Origin of the sequence: Nonomuraea wenchangensis (assembly GCF_900111685.1) — a bacterium.
GTDB lineage: Bacteria > Actinomycetota > Actinomycetes > Streptosporangiales > Streptosporangiaceae > Nonomuraea > Nonomuraea wenchangensis.
In genome coordinates this window covers 184,449-206,363 of sequence record NZ_FOHX01000013.1, presented here as the reverse complement: position 1 = coordinate 206,363, position 21,915 = coordinate 184,449, and the positions used below count along the sequence as shown (strand labels likewise).

General features: G+C 71.9%; 21 protein-coding genes. 13 read left to right on the top strand and 8 right to left on the bottom strand.

All coding sequences use genetic code 11. From position 1 onward, the window contains the following. On the bottom strand, positions 1–416 hold a 416-nt coding region (locus tag BMW85_RS50545; RefSeq protein WP_218156033.1), incomplete at its 3' end, for a hypothetical protein. 342 nt (positions 417–758) lie between these two features. Here BMW85_RS50545 and BMW85_RS33050 point away from each other — a divergent pair. Beyond that, on the top strand, positions 759–1,883 hold the full coding sequence (locus BMW85_RS33050; protein WP_177241006.1) for an endo alpha-1,4 polygalactosaminidase: 1,125 nt from the start codon (positions 759–761) through the stop codon (positions 1,881–1,883). Between the two features lie 425 nt (positions 1,884–2,308). After that, positions 2,309–2,473 (top strand): hypothetical protein, encoded by a 165-nt coding sequence (locus BMW85_RS49895; protein ID WP_177241005.1) that lies wholly within the window; start codon positions 2,309–2,311, stop codon positions 2,471–2,473. 449 nt (positions 2,474–2,922) lie between these two features. Here BMW85_RS49895 and BMW85_RS49890 read toward each other — a convergent pair whose 3' ends face one another. Then, on the bottom strand, positions 2,923–4,956 hold the full coding sequence (locus tag BMW85_RS49890; RefSeq protein ID WP_177241004.1) for a polysaccharide deacetylase family protein: 2,034 nt from the start codon (positions 4,954–4,956) through the stop codon (positions 2,923–2,925). Positions 4,957–5,345: 389 nt separating this feature from the next. Between BMW85_RS49890 and BMW85_RS33025 the strand changes: the two genes are divergently transcribed. From BMW85_RS33025 to BMW85_RS33015, 3 genes are all read left to right on the top strand, one after another. After that, complete coding sequence (locus BMW85_RS33025) at positions 5,346–7,469, top strand: hypothetical protein (protein ID WP_143082483.1); 2,124 nt, start codon at positions 5,346–5,348, stop codon at positions 7,467–7,469. Positions 7,470–7,474: 5 nt separating this feature from the next. Beyond that, a complete protein-coding gene (locus tag BMW85_RS33020) occupies positions 7,475–8,344 on the top strand; it encodes a hypothetical protein (protein ID WP_091089384.1) in 870 nt (289 codons plus the stop codon). A 62-nt stretch (positions 8,345–8,406) separates the two neighbouring features. Then, positions 8,407–9,000, top strand: a complete 594-nt coding sequence (locus BMW85_RS33015) for an NUDIX hydrolase (protein WP_091089382.1) — start codon at positions 8,407–8,409, stop codon at positions 8,998–9,000. Between the two features lie 133 nt (positions 9,001–9,133). On the opposite strand, the gene BMW85_RS33010 is transcribed toward BMW85_RS33015, so the two are convergent. Next, the gene (locus BMW85_RS33010; RefSeq protein ID WP_091089380.1) at positions 9,134–10,270 is read right to left on the bottom strand and encodes an MFS transporter; all 1,137 of its coding nucleotides are present in this window, start codon (positions 10,268–10,270) and stop codon (positions 9,134–9,136) included. Positions 10,271–10,391: 121 nt separating this feature from the next. Between BMW85_RS33010 and BMW85_RS33005 the strand changes: the two genes are divergently transcribed. From BMW85_RS33005 to BMW85_RS32995, 3 genes are all read left to right on the top strand, one after another. Further along, complete coding sequence (locus BMW85_RS33005; RefSeq protein WP_245775201.1) at positions 10,392–10,853, top strand: GNAT family N-acetyltransferase; 462 nt, start codon at positions 10,392–10,394, stop codon at positions 10,851–10,853. 43 nt (positions 10,854–10,896) lie between these two features. Beyond that, positions 10,897–11,841, top strand: coding sequence for a hypothetical protein (locus BMW85_RS33000; RefSeq protein ID WP_091089376.1), 945 nt, complete (start codon positions 10,897–10,899; stop codon positions 11,839–11,841). A gap of 112 nt (positions 11,842–11,953) precedes the next feature. After that, positions 11,954–12,508 carry a dihydrofolate reductase family protein gene (locus BMW85_RS32995; RefSeq protein ID WP_091089373.1) on the top strand — a complete coding sequence of 185 codons (555 nt, stop codon included), beginning with the start codon at positions 11,954–11,956 and terminating at the stop codon, positions 12,506–12,508. 8 nt (positions 12,509–12,516) lie between these two features. Here BMW85_RS32995 and BMW85_RS32990 read toward each other — a convergent pair whose 3' ends face one another. Both BMW85_RS32990 and BMW85_RS32985 read right to left on the bottom strand, forming a co-directional pair. Beyond that, positions 12,517–13,311 carry an arginase family protein gene (locus BMW85_RS32990; RefSeq protein WP_218156031.1) on the bottom strand — a complete coding sequence of 265 codons (795 nt, stop codon included), beginning with the start codon at positions 13,309–13,311 and terminating at the stop codon, positions 12,517–12,519. Between the two features lie 259 nt (positions 13,312–13,570). Continuing rightward, positions 13,571–14,215 (bottom strand): hypothetical protein, encoded by a 645-nt coding sequence (locus BMW85_RS32985; protein WP_091089369.1) that lies wholly within the window; start codon positions 14,213–14,215, stop codon positions 13,571–13,573. Positions 14,216–14,350: 135 nt separating this feature from the next. On the opposite strand from BMW85_RS32985, the gene BMW85_RS32980 reads away from it, so the two are divergent. Further along, positions 14,351–15,502: a sensor histidine kinase gene (locus BMW85_RS32980; RefSeq protein WP_091089366.1), complete on the top strand. Its 1,152-nt coding sequence runs from the start codon at positions 14,351–14,353 to the stop codon at positions 15,500–15,502. After that, positions 15,499–16,143 (top strand): response regulator, encoded by a 645-nt coding sequence (locus BMW85_RS32975; RefSeq protein ID WP_091089365.1) that lies wholly within the window; start codon positions 15,499–15,501, stop codon positions 16,141–16,143. The genes BMW85_RS32980 and BMW85_RS32975 overlap by 4 nt, the downstream gene beginning before the upstream one ends. On the opposite strand, the gene BMW85_RS32970 is transcribed toward BMW85_RS32975, so the two are convergent. Continuing rightward, positions 16,140–17,033 carry an aldo/keto reductase family oxidoreductase gene (locus tag BMW85_RS32970; RefSeq protein WP_091089362.1) on the bottom strand — a complete coding sequence of 298 codons (894 nt, stop codon included), beginning with the start codon at positions 17,031–17,033 and terminating at the stop codon, positions 16,140–16,142. The genes BMW85_RS32975 and BMW85_RS32970 overlap by 4 nt on opposite strands. Positions 17,034–17,162: 129 nt before the next feature. Between BMW85_RS32970 and BMW85_RS32965 the strand changes: the two genes are divergently transcribed. Beyond that, positions 17,163–17,612 (top strand): winged helix-turn-helix transcriptional regulator, encoded by a 450-nt coding sequence (locus BMW85_RS32965; RefSeq protein ID WP_091089560.1) that lies wholly within the window; start codon positions 17,163–17,165, stop codon positions 17,610–17,612. Here the strand turns inward: BMW85_RS32965 and BMW85_RS32960 are convergent. Then, positions 17,588–18,547, bottom strand: a complete 960-nt coding sequence (locus tag BMW85_RS32960; protein ID WP_091089361.1) for a GbsR/MarR family transcriptional regulator — start codon at positions 18,545–18,547, stop codon at positions 17,588–17,590. The genes BMW85_RS32965 and BMW85_RS32960 overlap by 25 nt on opposite strands. 207 nt (positions 18,548–18,754) lie before the next feature. Between BMW85_RS32960 and BMW85_RS32955 the strand changes: the two genes are divergently transcribed. Further along, complete coding sequence (locus tag BMW85_RS32955) at positions 18,755–20,410, top strand: serine hydrolase domain-containing protein (protein WP_091089359.1); 1,656 nt, start codon at positions 18,755–18,757, stop codon at positions 20,408–20,410. A 57-nt stretch (positions 20,411–20,467) separates the two neighbouring features. Beyond that, complete coding sequence (locus tag BMW85_RS32950) at positions 20,468–21,055, top strand: HD domain-containing protein (protein WP_245775200.1); 588 nt, start codon at positions 20,468–20,470, stop codon at positions 21,053–21,055. Positions 21,056–21,068: 13 nt separating this feature from the next. Here BMW85_RS32950 and BMW85_RS32945 read toward each other — a convergent pair whose 3' ends face one another. After that, the gene (locus BMW85_RS32945; protein WP_091089357.1) at positions 21,069–21,908 is read right to left on the bottom strand and encodes an SDR family NAD(P)-dependent oxidoreductase; all 840 of its coding nucleotides are present in this window, start codon (positions 21,906–21,908) and stop codon (positions 21,069–21,071) included. Between the last annotated feature and the right edge of the window lie 7 nt (positions 21,909–21,915).

The window sequence follows — 21,915 nt, the reverse complement described above, 5'->3', positions numbered from 1 at the left end:
GCCGCGCGGATCTGCCCGGCTTCGGCGGTGAAGGCGCTGACCGCGGTGTGCGTGACCATCGCGGCGGGAGCGCTGTCGGCGGCCCGGCTGGCCTCGTTGCCGCACAGCTTGCAGCAGTACTTGCTGGGACGGCCGCCCTTGCCGGGCTCACGCTCGGGCTTGGCGCGGCCACAGCCGGGCCGGGCGCATCGGCGCAGCACATCGTCAGTGACCAGGGCCAGACACTCGCGGGTGTGACCCCGGCCACCCCGGGGCGGCTCCTCCCCGCTCGGATGTGTCGGGGGCGCCGCGGCCTCTTCCCGTTCGGGTGCGAATCCGGGCGGCGAGGTCGGCGGCAGAGCGGGCGACGCGGCGGCGTGCTCCTGGCTCGTGGTTGTGCCGTCCGGTTCGCTGGGGTCGAAGCTGATCTCCTTCACGGACTGAAATTTAGCATCAGCACATGCTGTAAACCATGTGGATTCGCATACTGCATGTGCGTTTCTTTTATGATCACCGAGAACTGAACTTCTCAAAGATCATCTCAACCAGGGAGGATTCCGTGATCGACTCCGAGCTGACCTCGGGCAGGGGCCGCCCAGTCCCCGCAGCTGCCTTCCTCGCCTCCGCCGCCGGACTGGCGCCGGTCGCCGTCGCTGTGGTCGCGCCCGCTGGGACCGGCTGTCTCCGCCACACGATTCCTCGTTGAGCCGGGCAAGTTGACAAGATCATCGGTGGCCGCTTGTCTGGGCGCCGAAATTGTCCGCACTCGAGGAGATGATGTGAGTAACACCCGAGGGCCTCGTTCAAGCTCGGTCGCCGCGCCGGCATCCGTGTCCCCGGCCGTACGCACGATCGCGACAGCCGCGCTGGCCCTGACCTCGCTGGCGGCCATCCCCTCGACCGTCGCGAACGCGGCGACCGCCGGCCCCGCAGCCACCCCGACCGTGAGCGCCAGCCCCAGCAGGCATGCCACGCCCACCAAGAAGCCCACTGCGACCGCGAAGCCGACCAAGACGCCCACGAAGAGCCCGACCCCGGCTGCCACCGGCAGCGGCACTCCGACGGCAAACGCCGGCATCTGGCGCCCGGCGCTTGCCAGCCGCTGGCAGTACCAGCTCGAGGCGAACTCGAAATACTCCGCCACCGGTGGCGTCAACGTGGACATCTGCGCGGTCCCGCAGAGCGGGGGCGCCTGCGTCAGGCCGGTCGTGTTCGACATCGACCTCTACGCCGGCGACGGCACCACGCTCAACACCGCAGCGGTCAACGCCATTCACGCGCGCGGGGCCAAGGCGATCTGCTACATCGACGCCGGCTCGATCGAGGACTTCCGGCCCGACTACAAGCAGTTCACCGACTGGGACAAGGCCCACGGCAACAGCCTGCTCGGCAAGCCCTTCAGCGACGAGTTCCCGAACGAGCGCTGGGCCAACATCAACAACGACCAGGGCCAGCGGGACTTCCTGCTGAAAATGATGAAGGCCCGCGTGGACAAGTGTGCGAGCGCCGGTTTCGACGGCGTCGAGTTCGACGTCGTCAACGCGCACGAGGAGGGCAAGTCGGTCACCGGATGGACCGTCACCCCCGCCACCCAGCTCATCTACAACCGGGCGCTGGCCGCTTTGGCGCACGCCAAGGGCATGTCCGTGGCGCTCAAGAACGACCTCAGCCAGGCCAAGGAACTGGAACCCGACTTCGACTACGCAATCAACGAGGAGTGCTACCAGTACGACGAGTGCTCCGCCCTCAATGCCTTCATCAAGGCTGGGAAGCCCGTCTTCCACGTCGAGTACGAGACCGCGACGAGCAGCTTCTGCACCGGCACCACGAAGCTGAGCTTCAACTCGATCAAGAAGTCTTCGGACTACTCCCTGAAGGACTCGCCCTACACGCCCTGTAGATAAGCGACTCACCGGCCGGGACAGCTTGGCGTCGAGCCCCCATCGCCGGGCAAGCGCCGCACGTCCGGCAACTCATCTGCTGATGCGCGGCGCGTGGCCTTGTTACCGCCTGCCTCTGCAGCCGAGGCGACCGTCATCTCACAGCTGTCGGTGGGCGGAGATGTTTTCCTCGCTGGACGCCTGCGGCCTGCGCCGCGCCGAACTGGTCGCCCTGCAGTACGCCGACTACGACCGGGCCCAGCACATGCTCACCGTCATCGGCAAGGGCGACAAACAACGCCGTATCCCGGTCAACACCTTCGCCGCCCGCCGCGGCACTGTACGCAATCCTCGCCAATCGCACCCAGCAGGCCGCCACCACCCCAGTACGGCCCCACGACCTGCACCGCACCTTCATCTCCAACCTCCTGCCGCAGGCCAACGTGATCATGACCGCCCGCCTGGCCGGCCACGCCAGCCCCAGCACCACCCTCGGCTACGACGTACGCCCCGACGAAGAAGCCCGCGACGCCGTCGAACGACTCCGCATCCCCACCGTCGCGCCCCTACTGCCCGAGACACCCGCTGACCAGCGCCCTAACGCCGCACCATGACAAGGACACGGCACCAAGCCCGGCCTCTGTCCGTGAGCTGTCTCGGTCGTAGCGCTTCGCGAGGCGCTGCCGGCTCGGCGCGCGCTCGACGCGAGGGCGGCTGAGGAGGGATGGCGGTGGGGCTCGGTGACGGGTGCTGGTCGGCGAGATGGTGGGGGTGGCGGTCGGGGTGGGCGATTGGGTCGCCCGGGACGCACAGCACCCCGTCCGTTCCGGCGCACGCCACGATCACCTCATCGGACGCCGCCGCAGCGGCCGCCACGGCGCCCCCGTCCCGGCGGTCCCCACGGCGACCAGCAGCCCCCAGCCGCCGTGAGGATCTTCCTCTTGTCGTGCATGCTCGGCAGCCTTCCCTCGCTCCTCGCCCGACTCACGTGATCAACGTGGCCGACGGGCTCTCGGGAGCGGGTTGCAAGCCGTCCTGGAACGCCACCAGGACGGCCGGACCGTCACCACCGGACAGGCAGCGTCCCGATGAAGCGGCCGAGCGCGCCCGCCAGAAGCCGGTGGTCGTGCAGCGACGGGTGCCAGTCGCAGCCAAGCAGGTCGAGCCCGAGGGCGTCGTTGTCGTAGTGGAGCGCCGACACCCGGGTGTCGCCCTGGCTGTTGCGCTCCCGGACGACCTGCTGGACGGAGTCCGCCAGCGGGGTGCCGGACATTGTCGGATAGGTCAGCACGATGGACGTGCCGGGGCCGTACCGGAGGCGGAGCTTGGCCAGGAAACCCAGGTAGGCGGCCCGGAAGTCGGCGGCGAGCGCGGCGGTGTCGGCCCACGGCTCGCCGGGGTTGAGCGGGGTGGAGAAGTCGTTGATGCCGAGGCCGACCACGACGACCTGCGGCCTCCAGGTCCTGGGCGGCTGCCAGGCCGCGGTGCCGGCCGCCTGGAGGGTGCGGTCGTAGTACGTGCGGAAGTCGGTGCCGGGGCTGCTGCCGTTGTAGTTGCGCACCATGCCCATCCCGGACCAGGCCGTGAGCTGGTGGTCGGCGTTCAGCGCGCGGGCGGTGAGGGCGCCGAAGGTCTGGTCGGCGTTGGAGTTGGGGTTGATCCCGCCGCTCGCCGAGCAGTCGCGGCTGGTCGACATGTTGCCGTAGCCGGCGGTCCAGGAGTCGCCGATGAACTCGATCTGCCGGGCGCGGGCGGCGGGCGGGGCGAGGACGCGGCCTCCTGGCGCGGCGACGAATCCGCCGAACTCGCCGGGCGTCCATGGGCTCTCGGTCCGCTTGGCGAGGCGCACGGTGTGCACGCCGCCGCCGAGGCCGGTCACCCAGTGCGTGGTCCTGCCGGGCGTCCGCAGCGTGACCGGGGCGCCGCCGTCGATCTGGACGTCGTAGTCGTTGGCGGCGTCGTTCAGCTCGATCCCGACCCCGCTGCCCTGGAAGCGACCCTCGAAGGTGATGCCCGGCCAGGTGTAGCGCACGCTGTCGCCCAGGTCCTCGACCCGGCCGACGGTGCGGGCACGGGCCAGCGTGTCGCCGGACGGGTCGGCGCACGTGACGCCCGCGACGGCCCCGTCCCCGGTGCCGGTGAGCCCGAACGCGGTGGACCTGCCGGCCCCGACGGCGCTGTTGTGAGGGGTGCCGGTGACGGTCACCGTCCCCGTGGCGCCGGTGGCTACGCCGTTCTTCAGGCTGCTGATCCGTGCCCCGGCGGGCAGGGTCAGCGTGACGCGCCAGCCGTCCAGCGGGGTGCTGCCGGTGTTGGTCACGACGACCTCGCCGCGGAAGGCGCCGTCGCGGGCGGCGATCGTCCGGTACGCGGCGGCGCACGTGGCGCCGGGGGCGACCGCCCGGCCGGTGACCGGCGAGATCCTTCCGGCGCACAGGCCGCGCTCGCGCAGGTCGGCGGCGATCCGCGGGATGGCCTGGACGGTGTTCGCGGGCCAGTCGTGCATGAGGATGACGTCGCCGGACCGCAGCTGTCTGGCCTTCGCCGCGATCTGGTCGGCGGTGGCGTTGTTCCAGTCCTGGGAGTCCACGTCGGCGTTGATCTCGGTGAGGCCGTGCCGGAGCTCCACCGCGCGCAGCCCGTCGTCGGTCTCCAGGTAGGGCGGGCGGAAGAGGCGGGGTGTGGCGCCGGTGACCCGCGCGACGACGTCCTGGGTCCGGGAGATCTGCGCGTCCTGCTGCTCGGCGGTGAGCTGCGTCATGTGGGGGTGGTCCCAGCTGTGGTCGCCGATCCACATGCCGGCCGCGACCTGCGCTCTCGTCAGGTCCGGGTTCGCCTCCACGTTCTGGCCGACGTTGAACATGGTGGCGCGCAGCCCGGCGGTCCTGAGGGCGGCCAGCAGGGCGGGGGTGTTGCCGGGGGTGGGCCCGTCATCGAAGGTCAGCCCCACGTAGCCGGAGCAGGCGCGGCCGGGGGCGCCGGTGCCCGCCGACGCCTGCGCCTGCGGCGCGACCAGGCCCGCCGCCACGAGAGCAGCCACGAGAGCCGCCGCGACGAAGGCCGCGCTCCGCAATCTCCACCACCGTAAGACGTGCACTGGCCACTCCTTTGCCGACCGACCCGAACGAAGGGGAACGCCTGCCGCCCGGCCTGGTTCCCACCGGATCGCGGCGATGGGGACGTTAAGGTGCCGGGCCGCACTTACGGGCGCAGCCGGGCAGGAGCGCGGCGAACGGTCGTCGGCGCTCTGCGAACGGTCGTTCCTCGCGCCTCGTCCGTGAAAGTTACCCGCGCCCGCCGCCGCGCGGGCGCGGCGCGCCGACGGCCATCGTCAGGGCCGACCTTACGATGGCCATCGACGGCTCCTCCCGTATCGCCGACCTGGACCACGACGCCATCCGGGCACGCGCGGAAGTCTTGCCAGAGGCGCCCGCGCGTACGATGATGGCGGCCGATCGGGGGATCCGCCGACGTACGGGGAACCCGATGCCCGACACGATCGCCACAGGCTCACCTCTGTCCGCCGTCGCCTCCGCGGTCGACCACGACCTGCCGGAGCCGACCAGCTACCGCGGCCGCTTCCTCATCCCGCTCAACGTCCCCGGCGACGCCTGGCTGCGTTTCCACGGGATCAGCTACTGGCTGGATCCGGTGCCGGTCGGCGACGTCGGCACCGGCAGCCTCTCCCTCATCTCCGAAGACGGCTTGGAGCTGAGCTGCGAGGTGTACGACGGGACCGGCCGCCAGATCAACCTCTTCGACCAGGCGCCCGACCGCCGCAACCCGGGCGCGAAGTCCCTGCTCATGACGCTGCGCGAGACCCTGCCCGGGGACCCGCCGCTGGACGTCCCGCACTTCGGCAGGACCCTGGTCGAGGGCACCTCGCTCACGCTGCGCGTCAACTACGCCGGCAGCGGCAACGTCAAGGACGTCGTCCTGCGGATCGAGTTCGGCGAGCAGGTGGCGTTGGCGATGGACCGGCGGCGGCTCTGCGTGCGGGCCGCGCTCCAGCCGGTCACCTCGACGGCGCTGCGCGCGGCCGACGAGGCCCGCCCTCAGCCGCGTACCCCGCTCATCTACCTGCACGGGTACGAGGACCCTGACACCGGCGCGGAGACGATCGGCGGGCGGCTGCCGCCGATCGCGCTGACCCGCGAGCGGATCACCCAGGCCTGGCAGAACGCCAGGACCAGCGGATTCTTCGACCCCGCGGTCTTCCCGAACGTCGCCGCGGGGCAGGACCAGGCCGCCCGCGCGGGGGTGCTCCAGGCCGTCGGGGACCTGGACGAGGCGGGCGTGGCCGAGCGGCTTCTCGCCGGCGACCGGCTGGTGGTCTACCGGGAGGCGACCGGCACGTTCACCTACCGGTTCGTGCCGGCGCCCGTGCACTGCGCGCCTGGGCTGGTGCTGGTGGAGTACTACCGGCTGACCTCGTTCCCGGCCCGGTACGGCGCCGGCCGCACCGTCAAGACGTTCTCGCTGCTGCCCGGCGAGCGGACCGCCATCAGGATCAGCACGTACAAGCGCTCTTCGGAGAGTCTGCAGAAGACGTCCTCCATCTTGGATGCCACCAGCAACGAGACCGAGGCCGAGTTCGCCCGCACGATCAACTCCGAGCAGTCCAACCAGGCCAACGCCAGCCAGAGTTTCGAATACCGCGCCGAGATCGAGGCGCAGGGGCAGGCCAACTGGGGCTGGGGCAGCGCCAGCGCCCGGGCCAGCGCCGGCGTGTCGGGGAGCACCGGCAGCGCGCGCGAGGAGTTCACCAAGAACCTCACCAACGCCGTCAGCCAGAACACCGCCCGCGCCTCCGCCCGCCGCGAGGTGCAGATCGACACCAGCATCGACGTCAAGCTCGAACAGGGCGAGGAGTCGGCCGTCGAGCGGACACTGGAGAACATCAACGTCAGCCGCACGCTCAACTTCGTCTTCCGGCAGATGAACCAGGAGTACGTGACGCTGCTACACCTGGTGGACGTGCGGGTGGCCTTCTTCAACGGGCACGCCGAGTCGCGCGACGAGGTGCCGCTGAGCGAGCTGGACCGGCTGCTGCGCGACTGTCTGGACCCCGATCATCTCGACGCCGTCAGGACGGAGGTCCTGGCGCAGCTCGCCACGATCACGGACCACACCGGGCAGATCCGCGACGACCTCGTGGAGATCGTCCCCGCGGACGGCGACCGCTTGGCCCACGCCCGCGTACGACCGGGCATCACCAGCTCCTACACCGGGCCGGACGGGCGCACGCACACCGTGCCCGGCGTCATCGTGACCGCCGGCGAGCAGGTGCTGCGCACCGACGGCGTCACCGTGGACGCCTTCCTCGGCGAGGGCGACGCGTTGGACGCCTACTCGACGGGGCTGCAACAGCAGGCGGTACGGGCCAAGGAGGCGGCCAACCAGGGCGCCGAGATCGACAACGAGGCCCGCCAGGCCGAGGCCGAGCAGCGGCGCCTGGCGGTGCGCATCGTGGCCGACAACGACCGGGAACGCGCCGAGCTGTACCAGCGGCTGTTCGTCCGCCAGCAGATCGTCAACCAGATCGACCATGCCGCGGTGACCGCCCTGTCTGACGGGGACGTCGCCGGCCGCCCGGACGTGCTGGGCTAGCGCTGGTGGAGCCCTACGAGGCGCTGTCGGCCCTGGACAAGGTCACCGACGAGCAGAAGGTCACCGGCGCGCGCGCCACCTCCCGCGAGGACCGGGTGCTCATGCGCACGCCGAGCCCGTCCCCGGCGGCGCGCCGGCCCGAGGCGTCGGTGACCTACGAAGGTCTCTTCGACGAGCACGGCGAGCCGTCGGAGGACTCGCTCGACTACATGTCCTGGGACCTGTTCCAGAACGCCCTGAGCCTCTACCGGCTCGCCGACCAGCGCACCATGACGCCGCTCCTGTCGATCATCGAGGGCTTCCCGTCGGTGTCGCTGACCGTCACCAGCGGGAAGCTGGCGGGATACGGCCAGACCAAGTCCTTCCTCCTCGTTGGCGACACGCGGTTGGACCTCACCAAGGATGTCAAGCTGAGAAACGTTCCCGACGTCCTCTCCACCGACGCGCAGGCCCGCTGGCAGATCGAGGTGTCGATCAACCAGGAGCTGGAGGAGGTGTACAAGGTCGCGCACACCCTCAACCACGAGCTGTCGCTGCACGCGGCCGCCTTCTTCAAGGTGTTCAGGAAGGTCACGCTGATGCTGGCCGGGCCGGCGGACCCGGAGGAGAAGAACCGGCGGCTCAACGCCGTGGGCGACTACCTCGTCAAGGAACTGCTGGGCAAGGGGCCGAGCAGCGACATCGCCCGGCACCGCCGTTTCGCCACGGACCTGCCGCCGGGATGGCGGATCATGGAAACCTACCGGGCGATGCAGGCGGTGCTGGCCGAGAGGGGGGACAAGAACGGCGCGGAGCTGCTGCGGGTTGACTTCAACGAGGACCGCGCGGCCCGGGCGGCGGAGCTGGAGCTGCAGGAGCCGGGCCGGATCGACTGAGCGGACCCGGGGCATGGGCCCGGCCGCATCTGGTAGCGGGCGGGTCGCACGGGAGGAGCACCATGTCCCGGCTTGACGAGCCGGCACCCCTGGCGGATCGGCGCGACCCGGCGGAGGACCACGAGGAGCCGGACTTCGCCGCCCCCTTTTCCCGCGTCAAGATCCGCGTCGGCGCCCTCGTCTTCAGCGGCCACGACGTCGCGCTCATCCGCCGCGACCGGCCGACCGGCTCGCACTACACGCCGCCCGGCGGCAACGTAGATCACGGAGAGCACCTGATCGACGCGTTGCACCGGGAGCTTGCCGAAGAACTCGAGCTCGCCCCCGGCGACGGCAGCGCGCCGGAACTGTGCTGGATACAGGACCAGATGGTGACGCGGCCCGGCCCCACTCCACCGCCCAGGAAGATCCACATGATCTTCCGGATGCACATCACCCCAGAGGTACGGGCGCGCCTGGCCATTGTCGAGCACGACGAGTTGGCGGACGGCAGCACGGAGCTCGGGATCATCGAGTGGGTGAACTACCGTAAGGCCGGGGACCTGCCGCTGTTCCCACTGATCGGTGACGCCATCAGCGCACTGCCCGCTCCTGACGCGCCCTCGAAAGACCCCCTGCTGCCTCCGATCACCGACCAGAACTACACGTGGGTCTGACACGCAGTGGTCGTTGCAGCCGTCGGACTCGACGACATCGGCCAACTCCGTACGGGAGTGTCACGGCGGCCTTCGAAGGCGAGCTGGAGGATCCTGATCGCGTACGGGTGCCTCCCCGGGTGGGCGCCGTCGGTCATGGCCGGTGGCGGTGCCCGCCCACTAGCCGGCCACCGAGGAGGACCGCGCAGGAGCCGGCGGTCAGCAGCCCGCCGGCGAGGAAGGTGCCCCGGGCCTCGGCGAGCGGCAGGACCAGCGCCCCGAGCGCGGCGCCGGCCGCGATGCCGGCGTTGTAGGCGCCGGAGTTCGCCGCCAGGGCGATGTCCGTACGGCCCGGCGCGCAGTGCAGCATCGCGTTCTGCGTGGTCATGAACACCGGCCCGAGCGCGGCGCCCATCAGCATCAGGAACACCACCGCCGCCGCCTGGTGGGGGCCGAGCGCGTACAGGCCGAGCATGCCCACCGTCTGCGTGGCCACGGCGACGGCCAGCGCGGACTGCGGGAAACGGTCCAGGAACGCCCCGGTGACGCTCACCCCGGCCAGACACGAGACGCCGAATCCGACGAACAGGACGCTGATCGTGCCGGGGGAGAACCCGCTCACCTCGCCCAGGAACGTCACGATGTAGGTGTATCCCGTGAACGCCCCGGCGGCGGACAGGGCTCCGGTAGCCAGCACCGTCCAGAACCGCCGCGCGTCGGGAGTGGGCGCGTAGGCGGCGGGCTCCTCCTCCGGGCGCAACGTCGGCAGCAGAACCGCGATCGTCACCAGCGACACGAACCCCAGAACGGCCAGGAGGCCGATGGGCACCTGCCAGTGGCTCTGCTGTCCCAGCCAGGTCCCCGCGGGGACGCCCAGGACGAGGGCGAGCGAACCGGCGACGGACAGCGCCCCGATCACCCGCCCCCGGACCTCGGGCGCGAACAGCCCCACCGCGACCGGCCCCATCACGGCCCAGAACAGCGCCTGGGCGAGCGCGGTCAGCAGCCGCGCCACGAGGAGCAGCCAGTAGGAGGTGGCCAGCGCCGCGACGAGGCTGGACACCACGAGCGCGGCCAGCAGTCCCGTGAGCACGTGACGCCGGGGTACGGCTCGTACCGCGTGGGCGATCGGCACGGACGCGACGGCCACCGTCACGCCGTAACCGGTGACCAGGAGACCGACCGCCGACAGCGACACCCGCAGGTCCGCGGAGATGAGCTCCAGAAGCCCGACCGGCAAATTCTCCGCGGTGTTGAACGTGAGCGCGGCCAGCATCAGAGCGCCGAGCACCGCCGGCCCATGCCATCGAGCCGTGGCACTGTTCATCCGATCAGCCCATCAGCCCCAGCAGTCCCGCCGCAACGGGTTATCGGCCCGCCCGCGTACCTGCCCGTGGGGCAGGATGGGCGCCATGGTGGAGATCAACTTCCTGACCGCGTCCGATCGCGCCTGCTGGGAGTCGCTGGCGCGATCGGACGCGTACTTCGAGGTCGAACGCGGCGACGACGACTACGAACGGGCCTGGCGGCGTCTGCTCGACGACGAGCGGACGCGCGGGGTCGCCGCCCGGCTGGACGGCAGGATGGTCGGCATCGCGCACTACCTGTTCCACGCGAGCATCTGGTACGCCGGGCGGTGCTACCTGGCGGACCTTTACGTGGACGCGGAGGTCCGGCGGCGGGGCATCGCGACTGCCGTGCTCGAGTGGGTGGCGCGGGACGCCGAGGAGCAGGGCTTCCCGGGTCTGTACTGGAACACGCTGGAGGACGCCCCGGCCCGTGCGCTGTACGACAAGGTGGGCAGGTTCCACGACGGGCTCGTCCTCTACACCTACCGGCGTGCGGCGAACCGGCCCTCCGCCGTGCGGCGCTGAGGGCGGTACGGAACGTCCGGCGCGGCCCGTTCGTCGTCATGGTGTGACCCTCTCCCCGGAACTTGACGAACAGCTGCGCGAGGCGTCCGCCAGGATGCGCCGCGCCGAGCACGTCCGGCGCCTGCGTGAGACCACCGGGCGGCAGATCGCGGACGTCCGCGGCACCCTGGAGGACCTGGAGGCCAAGCTGGCCGAGGAGGAGCGTGACGTCGCCCGGCTGGAGGGCGGGCTGTCCGCCGTCCTGGCCCGCCTGCTGGGCAACCGCGAGGAGCGGCTGGAGCGCGAGCGCGCCGAGGCGGTGGTGGCCAGGGAACGGGTGGAGGGCCACCGGGCCCGGCTCGCGCAGCTCGAAGCCGACGCGGCGGCGGCCGACGCCGAGCTGGCCGTGCTCACCCCCGCGTCCAGGGAGTACGCCCGGCTGCTGGCCGAGAAGGAGCAGCAGCTCATCAGGAGCGACGATCCGCGCGCCCGTGAGCTGGCCGACCTCGGCGCCGCGCTCGACCGGTCGATCGCCGATGTGCGCGAGTGCGACGAGGCCCACCAGGCGGGGCGGGGCGCGCTCGACGCGCTCGGCGTCGTGCTGGGCTTCCTCAACTCCGCCAGGAACGCCTCCACCTTCGACGTGCTCGGCGGCGGCCTGCTGGTCGACGCCTACGAACACGACAAGCTGACCAGCGCCGATCAGGCCGCCTGGCATGCCCAGCGGGCTCTGGACGTCTTCTCCCGCGAGCTGGCCGACACCGGGGTCGTCGCGGCCCGACGGGTGATGCCCAAGGTGGACACGCGGTGGTTCGTGGACGCCTTCTTCGACAACATCATCAGCGACGTGCTCAAGCACCAGCGCATCGAGAAGACCAGGGACGAGGTGAACAAACTGGCGCGGTGGGTGCGCGACACCGGGGCCTACCTGGAGACGCGCCGCGCCGAGTTGCTGGCCGAGCGCAGCCGGCTGCTGACCAGGCGCGAGGAGCTGCTGCGCCCCGCCTAGCCACTCGCCGAGGCCGCTCCCGCCGGGAGGGCCGCCTGCCCGATGATGAGTTCCGGCGCTTTCTCGGGTCTCACTCCGGCCAGCCTTAAACCGACTCGCCAAGGAGGAGCCCATGGGCAAGGTCATCTACTGGATGAACACCTCGATCGACGGCTACATCGAGGATCGCGACGGCGGCATGGACTTCATGGAGCCGGCCGAGGACTTCAAGGAGGCGGCGAACGACCACCTCCGCCGTACGGCGGCGTTCCTGTTCGGGCGGCGGCTGTACGAGGCGATGGAGAAGCCCTGGACGCAGGACCTCGGCAAGGAAGGCGCCCCGGCCGTCGAGCGGGAGTTCGCCCGGCTCTACAAGGAGACGCCCCGGTACGTCATCTCCGACACCCTCCAGACCGTCCCCGAAGGGGTCACGCTCGTCCGCCGCGAGGACGCCGCGTCCGTGGTGACGCGGCTCAAGCAGGAGAGCGACGGCACCTTCCAGCTCGGCGGCCCCGAGCTGGCCGTCTCGCTGCTGGACCTGATCGACGAGTTCTGGGTGTACGCGTTCCCCGTGCTCGTCGGGGGCGGCAAGCCGTACCTGCCGGTGCGGGAGGCACTGCGGCTGCGCCTGGTCGAGCACCACTGTCTCGCCTCGGGGATCACGTTCCGTCGTTACGTGCGGACCTGACCCGGCCGTCAGCGCGTCAGCGCGGCGCCCAGCAGGCGGATGATCTCGGCCTCCCCGGGGTCGGCGTCGTCGTCGCCGGAGGGCGCGTACTCGGTGATGGCGGCCCCGACGATGTCGTCCACCTGGGATACGAGGTCGGCCAGCCGCTGCGGCCGTACGCCGTCCGGCTCCGGGTAGCAGGTCGCGCCGAAGGCGGCGGGCTCCAGGACGTCGAGATCGATGTGCACGTACACGGGGCCGCGCAGCCCGTCGAGCACGCGCTCCAGGTCGTCCACGCCGTACCTGCGCAGACCGGTCTTCGCGAGATACTCGTGCTCGGACGGGTCACCCGCCCGCTCCCCTGCAATGATCACCTGCCGCGGGGTCAGGGGCTGCTCCAGCGCGAGGCCGGCGGGCCCGTCTCCGAGCAGCGCGCGCACCACCATCCCGTGGAAGGCTCCCGACGGAAGGGTACGCGGGCTGTAGACGTCCGGGTGCGCGTCGATCCACAGCACGGTCAGAGCGTCCCCGTAGCGGGCGCGGGCGGCGGCGATCGGCGCGATGTCGACCGCGCAGTCACCGCCGACGGTGATCACCTGGTCGTCGATGCCGGCCAGCGCCTTGCGCGTCAGCCGCTGGTTCTCCACGAGCACGTCGTAGGCGCGGACGCCGGCGGCCTTGTCACCGCCGGCTTCCGGCACCGGTACGGTCACCACCGCGTCGGCGGGCACGAGCCCGGCGGCGCGGCGCGCGCCGGCCATCAGCCGCGGCGCCCGGTCCGACGCCGATCCTTGCCATTGGGGTACGCAGAGCGCGATCGTCATGAGGCGAGACTACGCAGGGAGCCCCGTCAGCGCTTGGGCACCGGAGGGAGCTGCAGCGCGGGCTTGTCCGGGTCGAGCTTGGTGGTCACCGGCCGCGCGACCGGGGCCCTGATCGAGACCCTGGCGCCCCACCTGGTGTAGCGCATCGAACGGGTGCCCGGCGGCAAGGGCCTGCAGCTCGTGGAGTGGCCGTGGGCGACGGTGTTGTCTTCTGGACACGGGACGGCGGGGTGCGGGTGGTGAACCTGGCCGCCGTCCCTCAGCCGTAGGCCGGCCTCGGGGCCGCGGCGGGCCGGCCGCGCAGGAGAGCGACGCCGGCCGCGCCCAGGCCCAGGGCGAGCAGCACCCCGCCGACCCCCTCGTTGACCGGGAGGAAGAACGAGACCAGGGCCGCCAGGATCAGCGCGGGCACGGCCCAGTGGACCGTGCGGGCCAGGAGCTGGCCCGCCGGCAGCAGCACGAAGCCGAGCATCCCGGCCAGCACCATGAGCTGGACGGCGACGAAGACGGGCTCGTCGCCGACGGCGTCCGCGATCGCCGTCTCCTGCTCGGTGACCCCGCCCGAGGCCAGCACGGACAGGACGGCGCCGCCGGCGGCGTCGCCGAGGTTGCCCAGCAGGTTGATCCCGAGCAGCCCGACGCCGAGGTGCCCGAGCACCCGGCCCCGCTCGGGGAACAGGCGCACCAGCCCGGCGAGCCCGGGCAGCGTGATCAGGGCGGCCAGCAGTTGCAGCAGCGTCGACAGCTGGAACCGGCCCGGGTCGGCGGCGATCTCGGCGAGCAGCGCACTGGAGTCGCCGCCCCCTGCCCCCTTCAGCGCCATCGCGGCCGCCATGACGACCGGTCCGGCGATCAGGCAGGCACCGGCCAGGCGCTGCCGGACGTTCTCCGTTGAAGCGGACATGTGAGCCTCCGTGACGTGGTGTGTGGCGTCAACGTAGGCGGCGTGCCCGCCCGCGGTCGTCGGGCGCCGCGACGATGCCCGCGTCGTCCACGCGGACGATTCGGCGGGCGGGATCGCGGCGTTATCGTGAGCGCCATGCGCTGGATCCCGCCCCGGCCGCCGTGGACCGACCTCGCGCTCGCGGCACTGCTCGGCGTCTCGGCGGTGCTGGAGAGGCTGACCAGCACCGAGGTCCCGCTGACGGTCATGGAGCTGGCCGCGGCGGCCGTGATCGTGGCGCCGATCGCGTGGCGGCGGATCTGGCCGCTCGGGGTGATCGCCGTCGTGCTGCTGGCCGTGGCCGCCACCTCGGCCTCGACGCACAGCTTCGAGAGCGGGTACGCCTTCTTCACCATGATCGTGGCCTGCTACTCGGTGGCGGTGCATGCCAGGCCGAGGGACGCCGCCGTCGGCGCGGCCATGGTCGCCACGTTCGTGCTGGTCGGCTTCGCCGTCGATCCGGGGCGCGGCGGCGCGGGGGACTTCCTGTTCGTCGGGGTGCTGTTCGGCGGGGCGTGGGTCCTGGGCCACCTGATCCGCGGGCGGGGCGAGGAGGCGCGGCTGCTGCGGGCGCAGGCCGCCGAGCTGGAGCGGCGGCGGGCCGAGGACGCGCAGCGTGCCGTACAGGCCGAGCGGGCCAGGATCGCCCGCGAGCTGCACGACGTGATCGCGCACAGCCTGAGTGTGATGGTGGTGCAGACCGGCGTGGTACGTCGGCGCCTCAGGCACGACCGGCCGCAGGACAGCGAGCTGCTGGAGGAGGTCGAGGAGACCGGGAGGGGCGCGATCGGCGAGCTGCGCCGGCTGCTCGGGATCCTGCGGGCCCACGGCGAGGAGTTGTCGCTCGCCCCGCAGCCCGGGCTCGACCGGCTGGCGCCGCTGCTGGAGCAGATGCGCGAGACCGGGCTTACGGTGGGCATGACGGTGGAGGGTGAGCCGGTCCCGTTGTCGGCCGGCATGGATCTGGCTGCCTACCGGATCGTGCAGGAGGCGCTCACCAACACCCTGCGGCACGCCGGGCGCGGCGCGCGGGCCGACGTCGCCATCCGGTGGAACGGCACGGCCGTCGAGCTGGAGGTCCAGGACGACGGAGCCGGGGCCGCGCCGCCCGGCCAAGGCGCCGGGCACGGCCTGGTCGGGATGCGCGAGCGGGCGGTCCTTTACGACGGCACCCTGGACGCCGGGCCGCGGGAGGGCGGCGGCTACCGGGTGCGCGCCGTGCTGCCGCTGTCCGGGAGCGTGACGTGAGCATCCGGGTGCTGGTCGCCGACGACCAGGCGATGGTGCGGCGGGGTTTCCGGCTGCTGCTGGACGACGAGCCCGACATGGAGGTGGTGGGCGAGGCGGGCGACGGCGAGCAGGCGGTGCGCCGGGTCCGCGCGCTCGCCCCCGACGTGGCGCTCATGGACATCCGGATGCCGGGTGTGAACGGCCTGGAGGCGACCAGGCGGCTGGCCGGGCTGCCTACCCGGATCATCGTGCTCACCACGTTCGACCTGGACGAGTACGTCTACGAGGCGCTGCGCGCCGGGGCGGCCGGGTTCCTCACCAAGGAGGCCCCGGCCGAGCTGCTGATCGAGGCGGTCCGGGTGGTGGCCGCGGGGGACGGCATGCTCACGCCGGGGGTGACCCGGCGGGTCATCGAGGCGTTCGCCAGGTCCGCGCCGCCGCGCCGGTCGCCCGCGCTGGACGCGCTCACCGCCCGCGAGCTGGAGGTGCTGCGGCTGATGGCCCGCGGGCTGTCGAACCCGGAGATCGGCCGGGAGCTGTTCATCTCCGGCACCACGGCCAAGACCCATGTGAGCCGCATCCTGACCAAGCTGGGCCTGCGCGACCGCGTCCAGGCGGTGATCTTCGCGTACGAGTCCGGGCTGGTCACCCCCGCCTAGCGGCCGAGCGGCCCGGCCCCGCCGCCGATCTTGTCCAGGTCGGCGAGGTCCCCGTCGGAGAGGGGGAGCCGGGCGCCGGCGACGTTCTCGCGCAGGTGCGCGACGGACGAGGTGCCGGGGATGAGCAGGATGTTGGGTGAGCGGTGCAGCAGCCAGGCCAGGGCGACCGACATCGGTGTGGTGTCCAGCCGGGCGGCCACAGCCGTGAGCGCCGAGGACTGCAGAGGGCTGAAGCCGCCGAGGGGGAAGAAGGGGACGTAGGCGATGTGGTGGGCGGCGAGTTCGTCGATCAGGTCGTCGTCCTGGCGGTGGGCGAGGTTGTACATGTTCTGCACGCACACGATGGGCGCGATGGCGCGTGCTTCTGCGACCTGTTCGGGGGTGGCGTTGCTGACGCCGAGGTGCCGGATCAGCCCTTGTTCCTGGAGCCGGACGAGGGTTTCGAAGGGTTCGGCGAGCGAGCCGGGCCGAGGCCCCTGGGCGTCGCCGAGCCGGAGGTTGACCACGTCCAGCGTTTCCAGGCCGAGGGTCCGGAGGTTGTCGTGCACGGCGCGGCGCACGTCCTCGGGCCGGCGGGCGGGGGGCCAGCCACCCTGCTGGTCGCGCTCCGCGCCGACCTTGGTCACGATGCGCAGGGTGTCGGGGTAGGGGTGCAGCGCCTGGCGGATCAGCTGGTTGGTGACGTGCGGCCCGTAGGCCTCGGCGGTGTCGATGTGGGTGATGCCGAGGTCGACGGCCTCGCGCAGGACGGCGAGAGCGCCGTCGGGGTCGGCGGGCGGGCCCATCACCGCGGGGCCGGCGAGTTGCATGGCTCCGTAGCCGAACCGGGTGACGGTCAGGTCGCCCAGGGTCCAGGTGCCGCCGGGGAGCGAAGTGGGGAACGTGCTCATGTCTCTGCTTTCTCGGGTCGTACGGGGTGGTGCCTGACGGCTCCTTGCTCCATTGTGGTGAGGTAACTTCCTGCCAGGAAGTACGCACTTCGGAGTGCGTAGGGCACCCACGGGTTGGAGGAGCGGCCGATGGCGACGACGACGGCGGCCCAGCAGAGGGCGCAGGCCAAGGCGCGGTACGACGCTTTCGTTGCGGCATGTCCCAGCCGCAAGCTGCTCGACCGAATCTCCAACAAATGGGTCACCCTGATCCTGGCCGCGCTCGGCAGCGGCGGCTCGCCCGCACAGTCGGAGGCGGGCTGCGCGGGCGAGCCCCGGTCGATGCGCTACTCGGAGCTGTCCCGTCTGCTGGCAGGCGTCAGCCAGAAGATGCTCACGCAGACGCTGCGCTCCCTGGAACGCGACGGTCTCATCACCCGCACCGTGAAGCCGACCGTGCCGGTCACGGTCACCTACGAGCTGACCGAGCTGGGCCTCTCCCTGCACCAGATGATGCGTGGCCTGAAGTCCTGGGCCGAGACGCACATGGACGAGGTGCTCGCCCACCGCGAGACCTACGACGAACGGGACGCCGGCTGACAGTCCGGGCGCGGGCCGACGGTCAGCGCCTCACGTTGCGCGGGGCTCAGGCGGTCGGGTCGCGGGGCGACGACGTACGTGCCGTGCCCGGCCCGCTCCACGGCGAGCGGGTCGGCGAGGTCGGGCCGGCGGCCGATCGCGTCCACGGCCGCCGCCACCCGTGGCGCGGGCCAGTCCAGCGCGGCGGCGAGGTCGGCCGCGGTGAGCGGCCGGGCGGCGTGCACCAGCGCGGCCACCACGGTGAGCGCGTCGCCGGCGGCGGCCTCGGTGAGGCCGCCGCCGTTCATCTGCCCGCTGATCCAGGTGAAGAACCGCGCCATCCGCTCCAGCCGGAGGCCGGCGGGCGTGCCGGCGCCGAAGATCTCGATGCCGTGCCGTGCGGCCGCCGCGACCTCGGCGTGTGCCCCGGTGTCGGCCACGAGAGCGCGGAGCCAGACGTCGTCGCCGACGACGTACCGCTCGCGGCGGCCGGTGTCCTGGTCGCGCCTGACCAGCTCCATCGCCTCCAGGTAGCCGACGGCCTTGGACACCGACGCCGGGCTGACCTGTAGCCGGCGGACGAGCTCGGCGGACGTCAGGCTTCCCGGGCCGGTGGTGAGCAGGCAGACGAAGACGCGGGCGGGCATCCGGGGAAGGCCGGTCCCGGCCAGCAGCGCCGCGAACCGCTCGACGAAGACGCGTACGGACTCGGCCGGCTCCCCGTCGGCCGGCGACTGCGCGGCCTGGAGCGGGCTTCGGCGACGGGCGCGCCGCCCGGCGCTGTGCTGGGCGTGGTCGGCGAGGTAGCCGCCGGCGGCGCTGTTGCGGGCCACTTCGCGGCTGATCGTGGACGTGGGCCTGCCGAGCCGCCTGCCGATCTCGGCGTAGCCCAGCCCTTCGGCCAGCCAGCTCGCGATCTGCCGGCGGTCCTCGTGGGTCAGTCTGCCTCCGGGCATCGGCCCGCCCTCCTGTCGGTGCGTTCATCGACAGTACATCGCAACGGCCGTCTGCCATGCGTTGCATTAATCAACAATGCCATTGCAACGATCCATGCGAAACCCCCGATTGAAGGCGCTTTTCCAGGGGATTTTCGTTGACGCTTCCATAAACGCAACGTAGCTTTTCCCTGCCTGGAAAGAAGCGACAGGACTGAGGCGACACTCATGACACAAGCGTTGGACGTGGCCCGTACGCGGGCGCGCGTCTCCAAACTGCTGGCGGAGCACCGGATCCCCGGCGCCACGATCGCGGTCCTGCGCGACGGGGAGATCACCGACTTCGCGGCCGGCGTCAAGGACGTCTCCACGGGTGAGCCCGCCACGACCGACACCGTCTACCAGTGCGGCTCGGTGTCCAAGACCTGGACCGCCCTGGCCTTCATGCGGCTCGTCGACGAGGGGAAGGTCGCCCTGGACGAGCCGGTGCGGACCTACCTCCCCGGGTTCCGGGTCGCCGATCCCGACGTCAGCGCCCGCGTCACCCCCCGCCATCTCCTCAACCACACCAGCGGCATCGAGGAGAGCTACGGGGATCCGGGCGAGGGCGACGACGTCTACGAGCGCATGGTGGCCGGCATCGCCGGAGCCCGCCAGGTCCATCCCCTGGGCCACACCCACGGCTACAGCGCGGCCCTGGGCTACGCGATCCTCGCCCGCGTCATGGAGGTCGTCGAGGGCAGGCGGTGGGACGACATCATGAGGGAGCGCCTGTTCGGCCCGCTGGGGCTGACCTCGACGACCACCCGCCGCGAGCACGTGGACCCGAGCCGGGCGGCGACCGGCCACCTGGTCCTGTCCCTCGACGAAGGGCCGGTCCTGTCGCCGCTGAGTCACCTGCCGCGCGCCTTCGGCCCCGGCGGGAACGTCAACACGACGGCCAGGGACCTGCTCGCGCTGGCGCACGTCTTCCTCGCCGGAGGAAAGGCCCTGGACGGCACCGAGATCGTCTCGCCCGGCGTCGTCCGCGAGATGACGGGGTCACGGGTGCCGGTGCCCGACCCGTACATGTCCGGGCCGGAATGGGCACTCGGCCTCGTCGTGTGCGACTGGCACGGTCAGACCGTCTACGCCCACGACGGCAGCGCGGTCAGCCAGAGCGCCCGCCTGCGGATCCTGCCGGAGCCGGGCGTCGCCGTCGCGCTGCTGACGAACGCCGGTCCGCGCGACGGCTTCTACCGCGAGGTGTTCGACGAGATCCTGTCCGGCCTCGGCACGGTCACGGTCCCCGGCCTGCCGGAGCCCGACCCGGCCCTCGTCCTCGACCTGTCGAGGTACGAAGGCGTCTACCGGAGCCCCGGCACCCGCTTCGAGGTGACGGCCGAAAACGGCACGCTCCACCTCGGATCCACCCTGAACCCGATGGAGGCGCGGCTCCTCGGCAAGCCCGAACACCTCGACCACGAGCTGCTCCCGATCAGCGAGACGCATTTCCTGATGCCGCCGGCCTATCCGCTGGAGGAGCCGCAGACCGTCGCGATCTACGATTTCGACGGCGGCGCCGCACGGTATCTCCACTTCAACTGCCGGGTGAATCCCCGGGTCGACGAGGAGGGCGCCACGGTGCACGTCATGGCCGTCTCCGGCATTCGCGACCACGACGGTTTCTGGGGCGCGCTGAAGCAGGCGTACGGCCGGCTTCCCGCGGGCGCCAGGTGGACGATGGCGGTGGCGAGCGCCGACGGGACCAAGGCGGTCAACGTCATCGTCCATGACTCGGTCGAGGGCGTCAGGAGCTTCTTCGAGGAACACATGGGCCCCTTCGCCACGACGGACTTCTTCGAGGCCGACGCGGCCAACGCGGTCGGCCTCCCGGCGGCGTAGCCACGCCCCGCCGCGCCGCCGTCGCGTTGCCGTGATCGCCGACTACACTCCGAGACGGTGATCACGTTCCCGAACACGCCCGCGACCGCGGCCGCGCTGTCCGTGGCGACGCGCTTCTGCTCGCCCGCGCTGCTCAACCACTCCATCCGTTCGTACGTGTGGGGCGCGATGTACGCCTCGGCGCACGCGATCGCGTACGACGACGAGTTGTTCTGCGTCGCGGCGCTGCTGCACGACACCGGCCTGACGGAGCCCTTCGACAGCCACCGGCTGCCGTTCGAGGACGCCGGAGGCCAGTTGGCCTGGGTCTTCGGCGTGGCCGTCGGCTGGCCGCAGGAGCGGGCCGCCCGGGCCCGCGACGTCATCGTGCTGCACATGCGCGACGACGTGCCGGCGGCCGACGATCCCGAAGCGCACGTGCTGCAGGTCGCGACGAGCTGGGAGGTGGTGGGCCGGCACGCGGAGGAGTTCCCTGAGCGGGCCAGGGCGGAGGTCCTCACCCGCTATCCGCGCTTGGGTTTCGGCGCGGAGTTCCTCGGCTGTTTCGAGGACCAGGCCAGGCGCAAGCCGGACAGCGCCGCCGCCGCGTCGGTGCGCAGGGACGTCGCCGGCCGGATCGCCGCCAACCCGCTGGAGACGGCCTGAGCACCCTCGGTGCTCAGGCGGTGTCGCCGCCGTCGGCGAGCAGGGTGCTGCCGGTCATGAACGCCGACAGGTCCGAGGCGCAGAACAGGGCGACGCGCGCGATGTCGTCGGGGGTGCCGACCCGGCCGATCGGGCTGTTCAGCATGAGGGCGGTCGGCGGGATCTCGTCAAGGTTCACGCCCGCCGCGGCGGCCATCGCCAGGTTGCCCTCCGTGGGGACGAAGCTGGGCGCCACCCCCAGCACGCGGATGCCCAGCGGGGCCAGTTCGAGGGCCAGCTCGCGGGTGAGGCCGCGGGCGGCGTGCTTGGACCCGACGTAGGCCGCCAGGCCGGGCGCGCTGCCCCGGAAGCCAGCCGTGGAGACGATGTTCACGATGACGCCGCCCCTGCCGCCGTCGCTGTCGTTGCCGGGGCCCGTCGCCGACATGCGCCGCGCGGCCTCGCGGGCGCCGATGAAGACGCCGCGGGCGTTCACGGCGAACACCTGGTCCCACGTCTCCTCGGTCATCTCCAGCAGGGGCACGGCGGGGAAGATTCCGGCGTTGTTCACCCAGATCTCCAGGCCGCCGAGCTCGGCCACGGCCCGGTCGGCCGCCGCGGCCACGGCGGCCGCGTCGGTGACGTCCATGGCGGCGCCGATCGCGCGCACTCCGTGGCGCTCGGCCAGCTCCTTCGCCGCGGCCGTGGCCTGTTCCTCGTCGAGGTCGCCGATCAGCAGGTCCGCGCCGGCCTCGGCGAGGCGCGCGGCGATGGCCTTGCCCAGGCCGCGGGCGCCTCCGGTGACGACCGCGCGCCGTCCGCGTAGGGAGACGAGCTCGGTCAGGGGCTTGCCGGACACGTCGGCAGTGGACATGGGGGTT

What these genes read in the sequence shown, in the direction of transcription:
- BMW85_RS32945 (WP_091089357.1), bottom strand. Translation starts at nt 21,908, where the DNA reads ATGTCCACTGCCGACGTGTCCGGCAAGCCCCTGACCGAGCTCGTCTCC.
- BMW85_RS33015 (WP_091089382.1), top strand. Translation starts at nt 8,407, where the DNA reads ATGTCCCGGCTTGACGAGCCGGCACCCCTGGCGGATCGGCGCGACCCG.
- BMW85_RS32955 (WP_091089359.1), top strand. Translation starts at nt 18,755, where the DNA reads ATGACACAAGCGTTGGACGTGGCCCGTACGCGGGCGCGCGTCTCCAAA.
- BMW85_RS32980 (WP_091089366.1), top strand. Translation starts at nt 14,351, where the DNA reads ATGCGCTGGATCCCGCCCCGGCCGCCGTGGACCGACCTCGCGCTCGCG.
- BMW85_RS32970 (WP_091089362.1), bottom strand. Translation starts at nt 17,033, where the DNA reads ATGAGCACGTTCCCCACTTCGCTCCCCGGCGGCACCTGGACCCTGGGC.
- BMW85_RS33025 (WP_143082483.1), top strand. Translation starts at nt 5,346, where the DNA reads ATGCCCGACACGATCGCCACAGGCTCACCTCTGTCCGCCGTCGCCTCC.
- BMW85_RS33005 (WP_245775201.1), top strand. Translation starts at nt 10,392, where the DNA reads ATGGTGGAGATCAACTTCCTGACCGCGTCCGATCGCGCCTGCTGGGAG.
- BMW85_RS32995 (WP_091089373.1), top strand. Translation starts at nt 11,954, where the DNA reads ATGGGCAAGGTCATCTACTGGATGAACACCTCGATCGACGGCTACATC.
- BMW85_RS32960 (WP_091089361.1), bottom strand. Translation starts at nt 18,547, where the DNA reads ATGCCCGGAGGCAGACTGACCCACGAGGACCGCCGGCAGATCGCGAGC.
- BMW85_RS49895 (WP_177241005.1), top strand. Translation starts at nt 2,309, where the DNA reads ATGACCGCCCGCCTGGCCGGCCACGCCAGCCCCAGCACCACCCTCGGC.
- BMW85_RS32965 (WP_091089560.1), top strand. Translation starts at nt 17,163, where the DNA reads ATGGCGACGACGACGGCGGCCCAGCAGAGGGCGCAGGCCAAGGCGCGG.
- BMW85_RS32990 (WP_218156031.1), bottom strand. Translation starts at nt 13,311, where the DNA reads ATGACGATCGCGCTCTGCGTACCCCAATGGCAAGGATCGGCGTCGGAC.
- BMW85_RS32985 (WP_091089369.1), bottom strand. Translation starts at nt 14,215, where the DNA reads ATGTCCGCTTCAACGGAGAACGTCCGGCAGCGCCTGGCCGGTGCCTGC.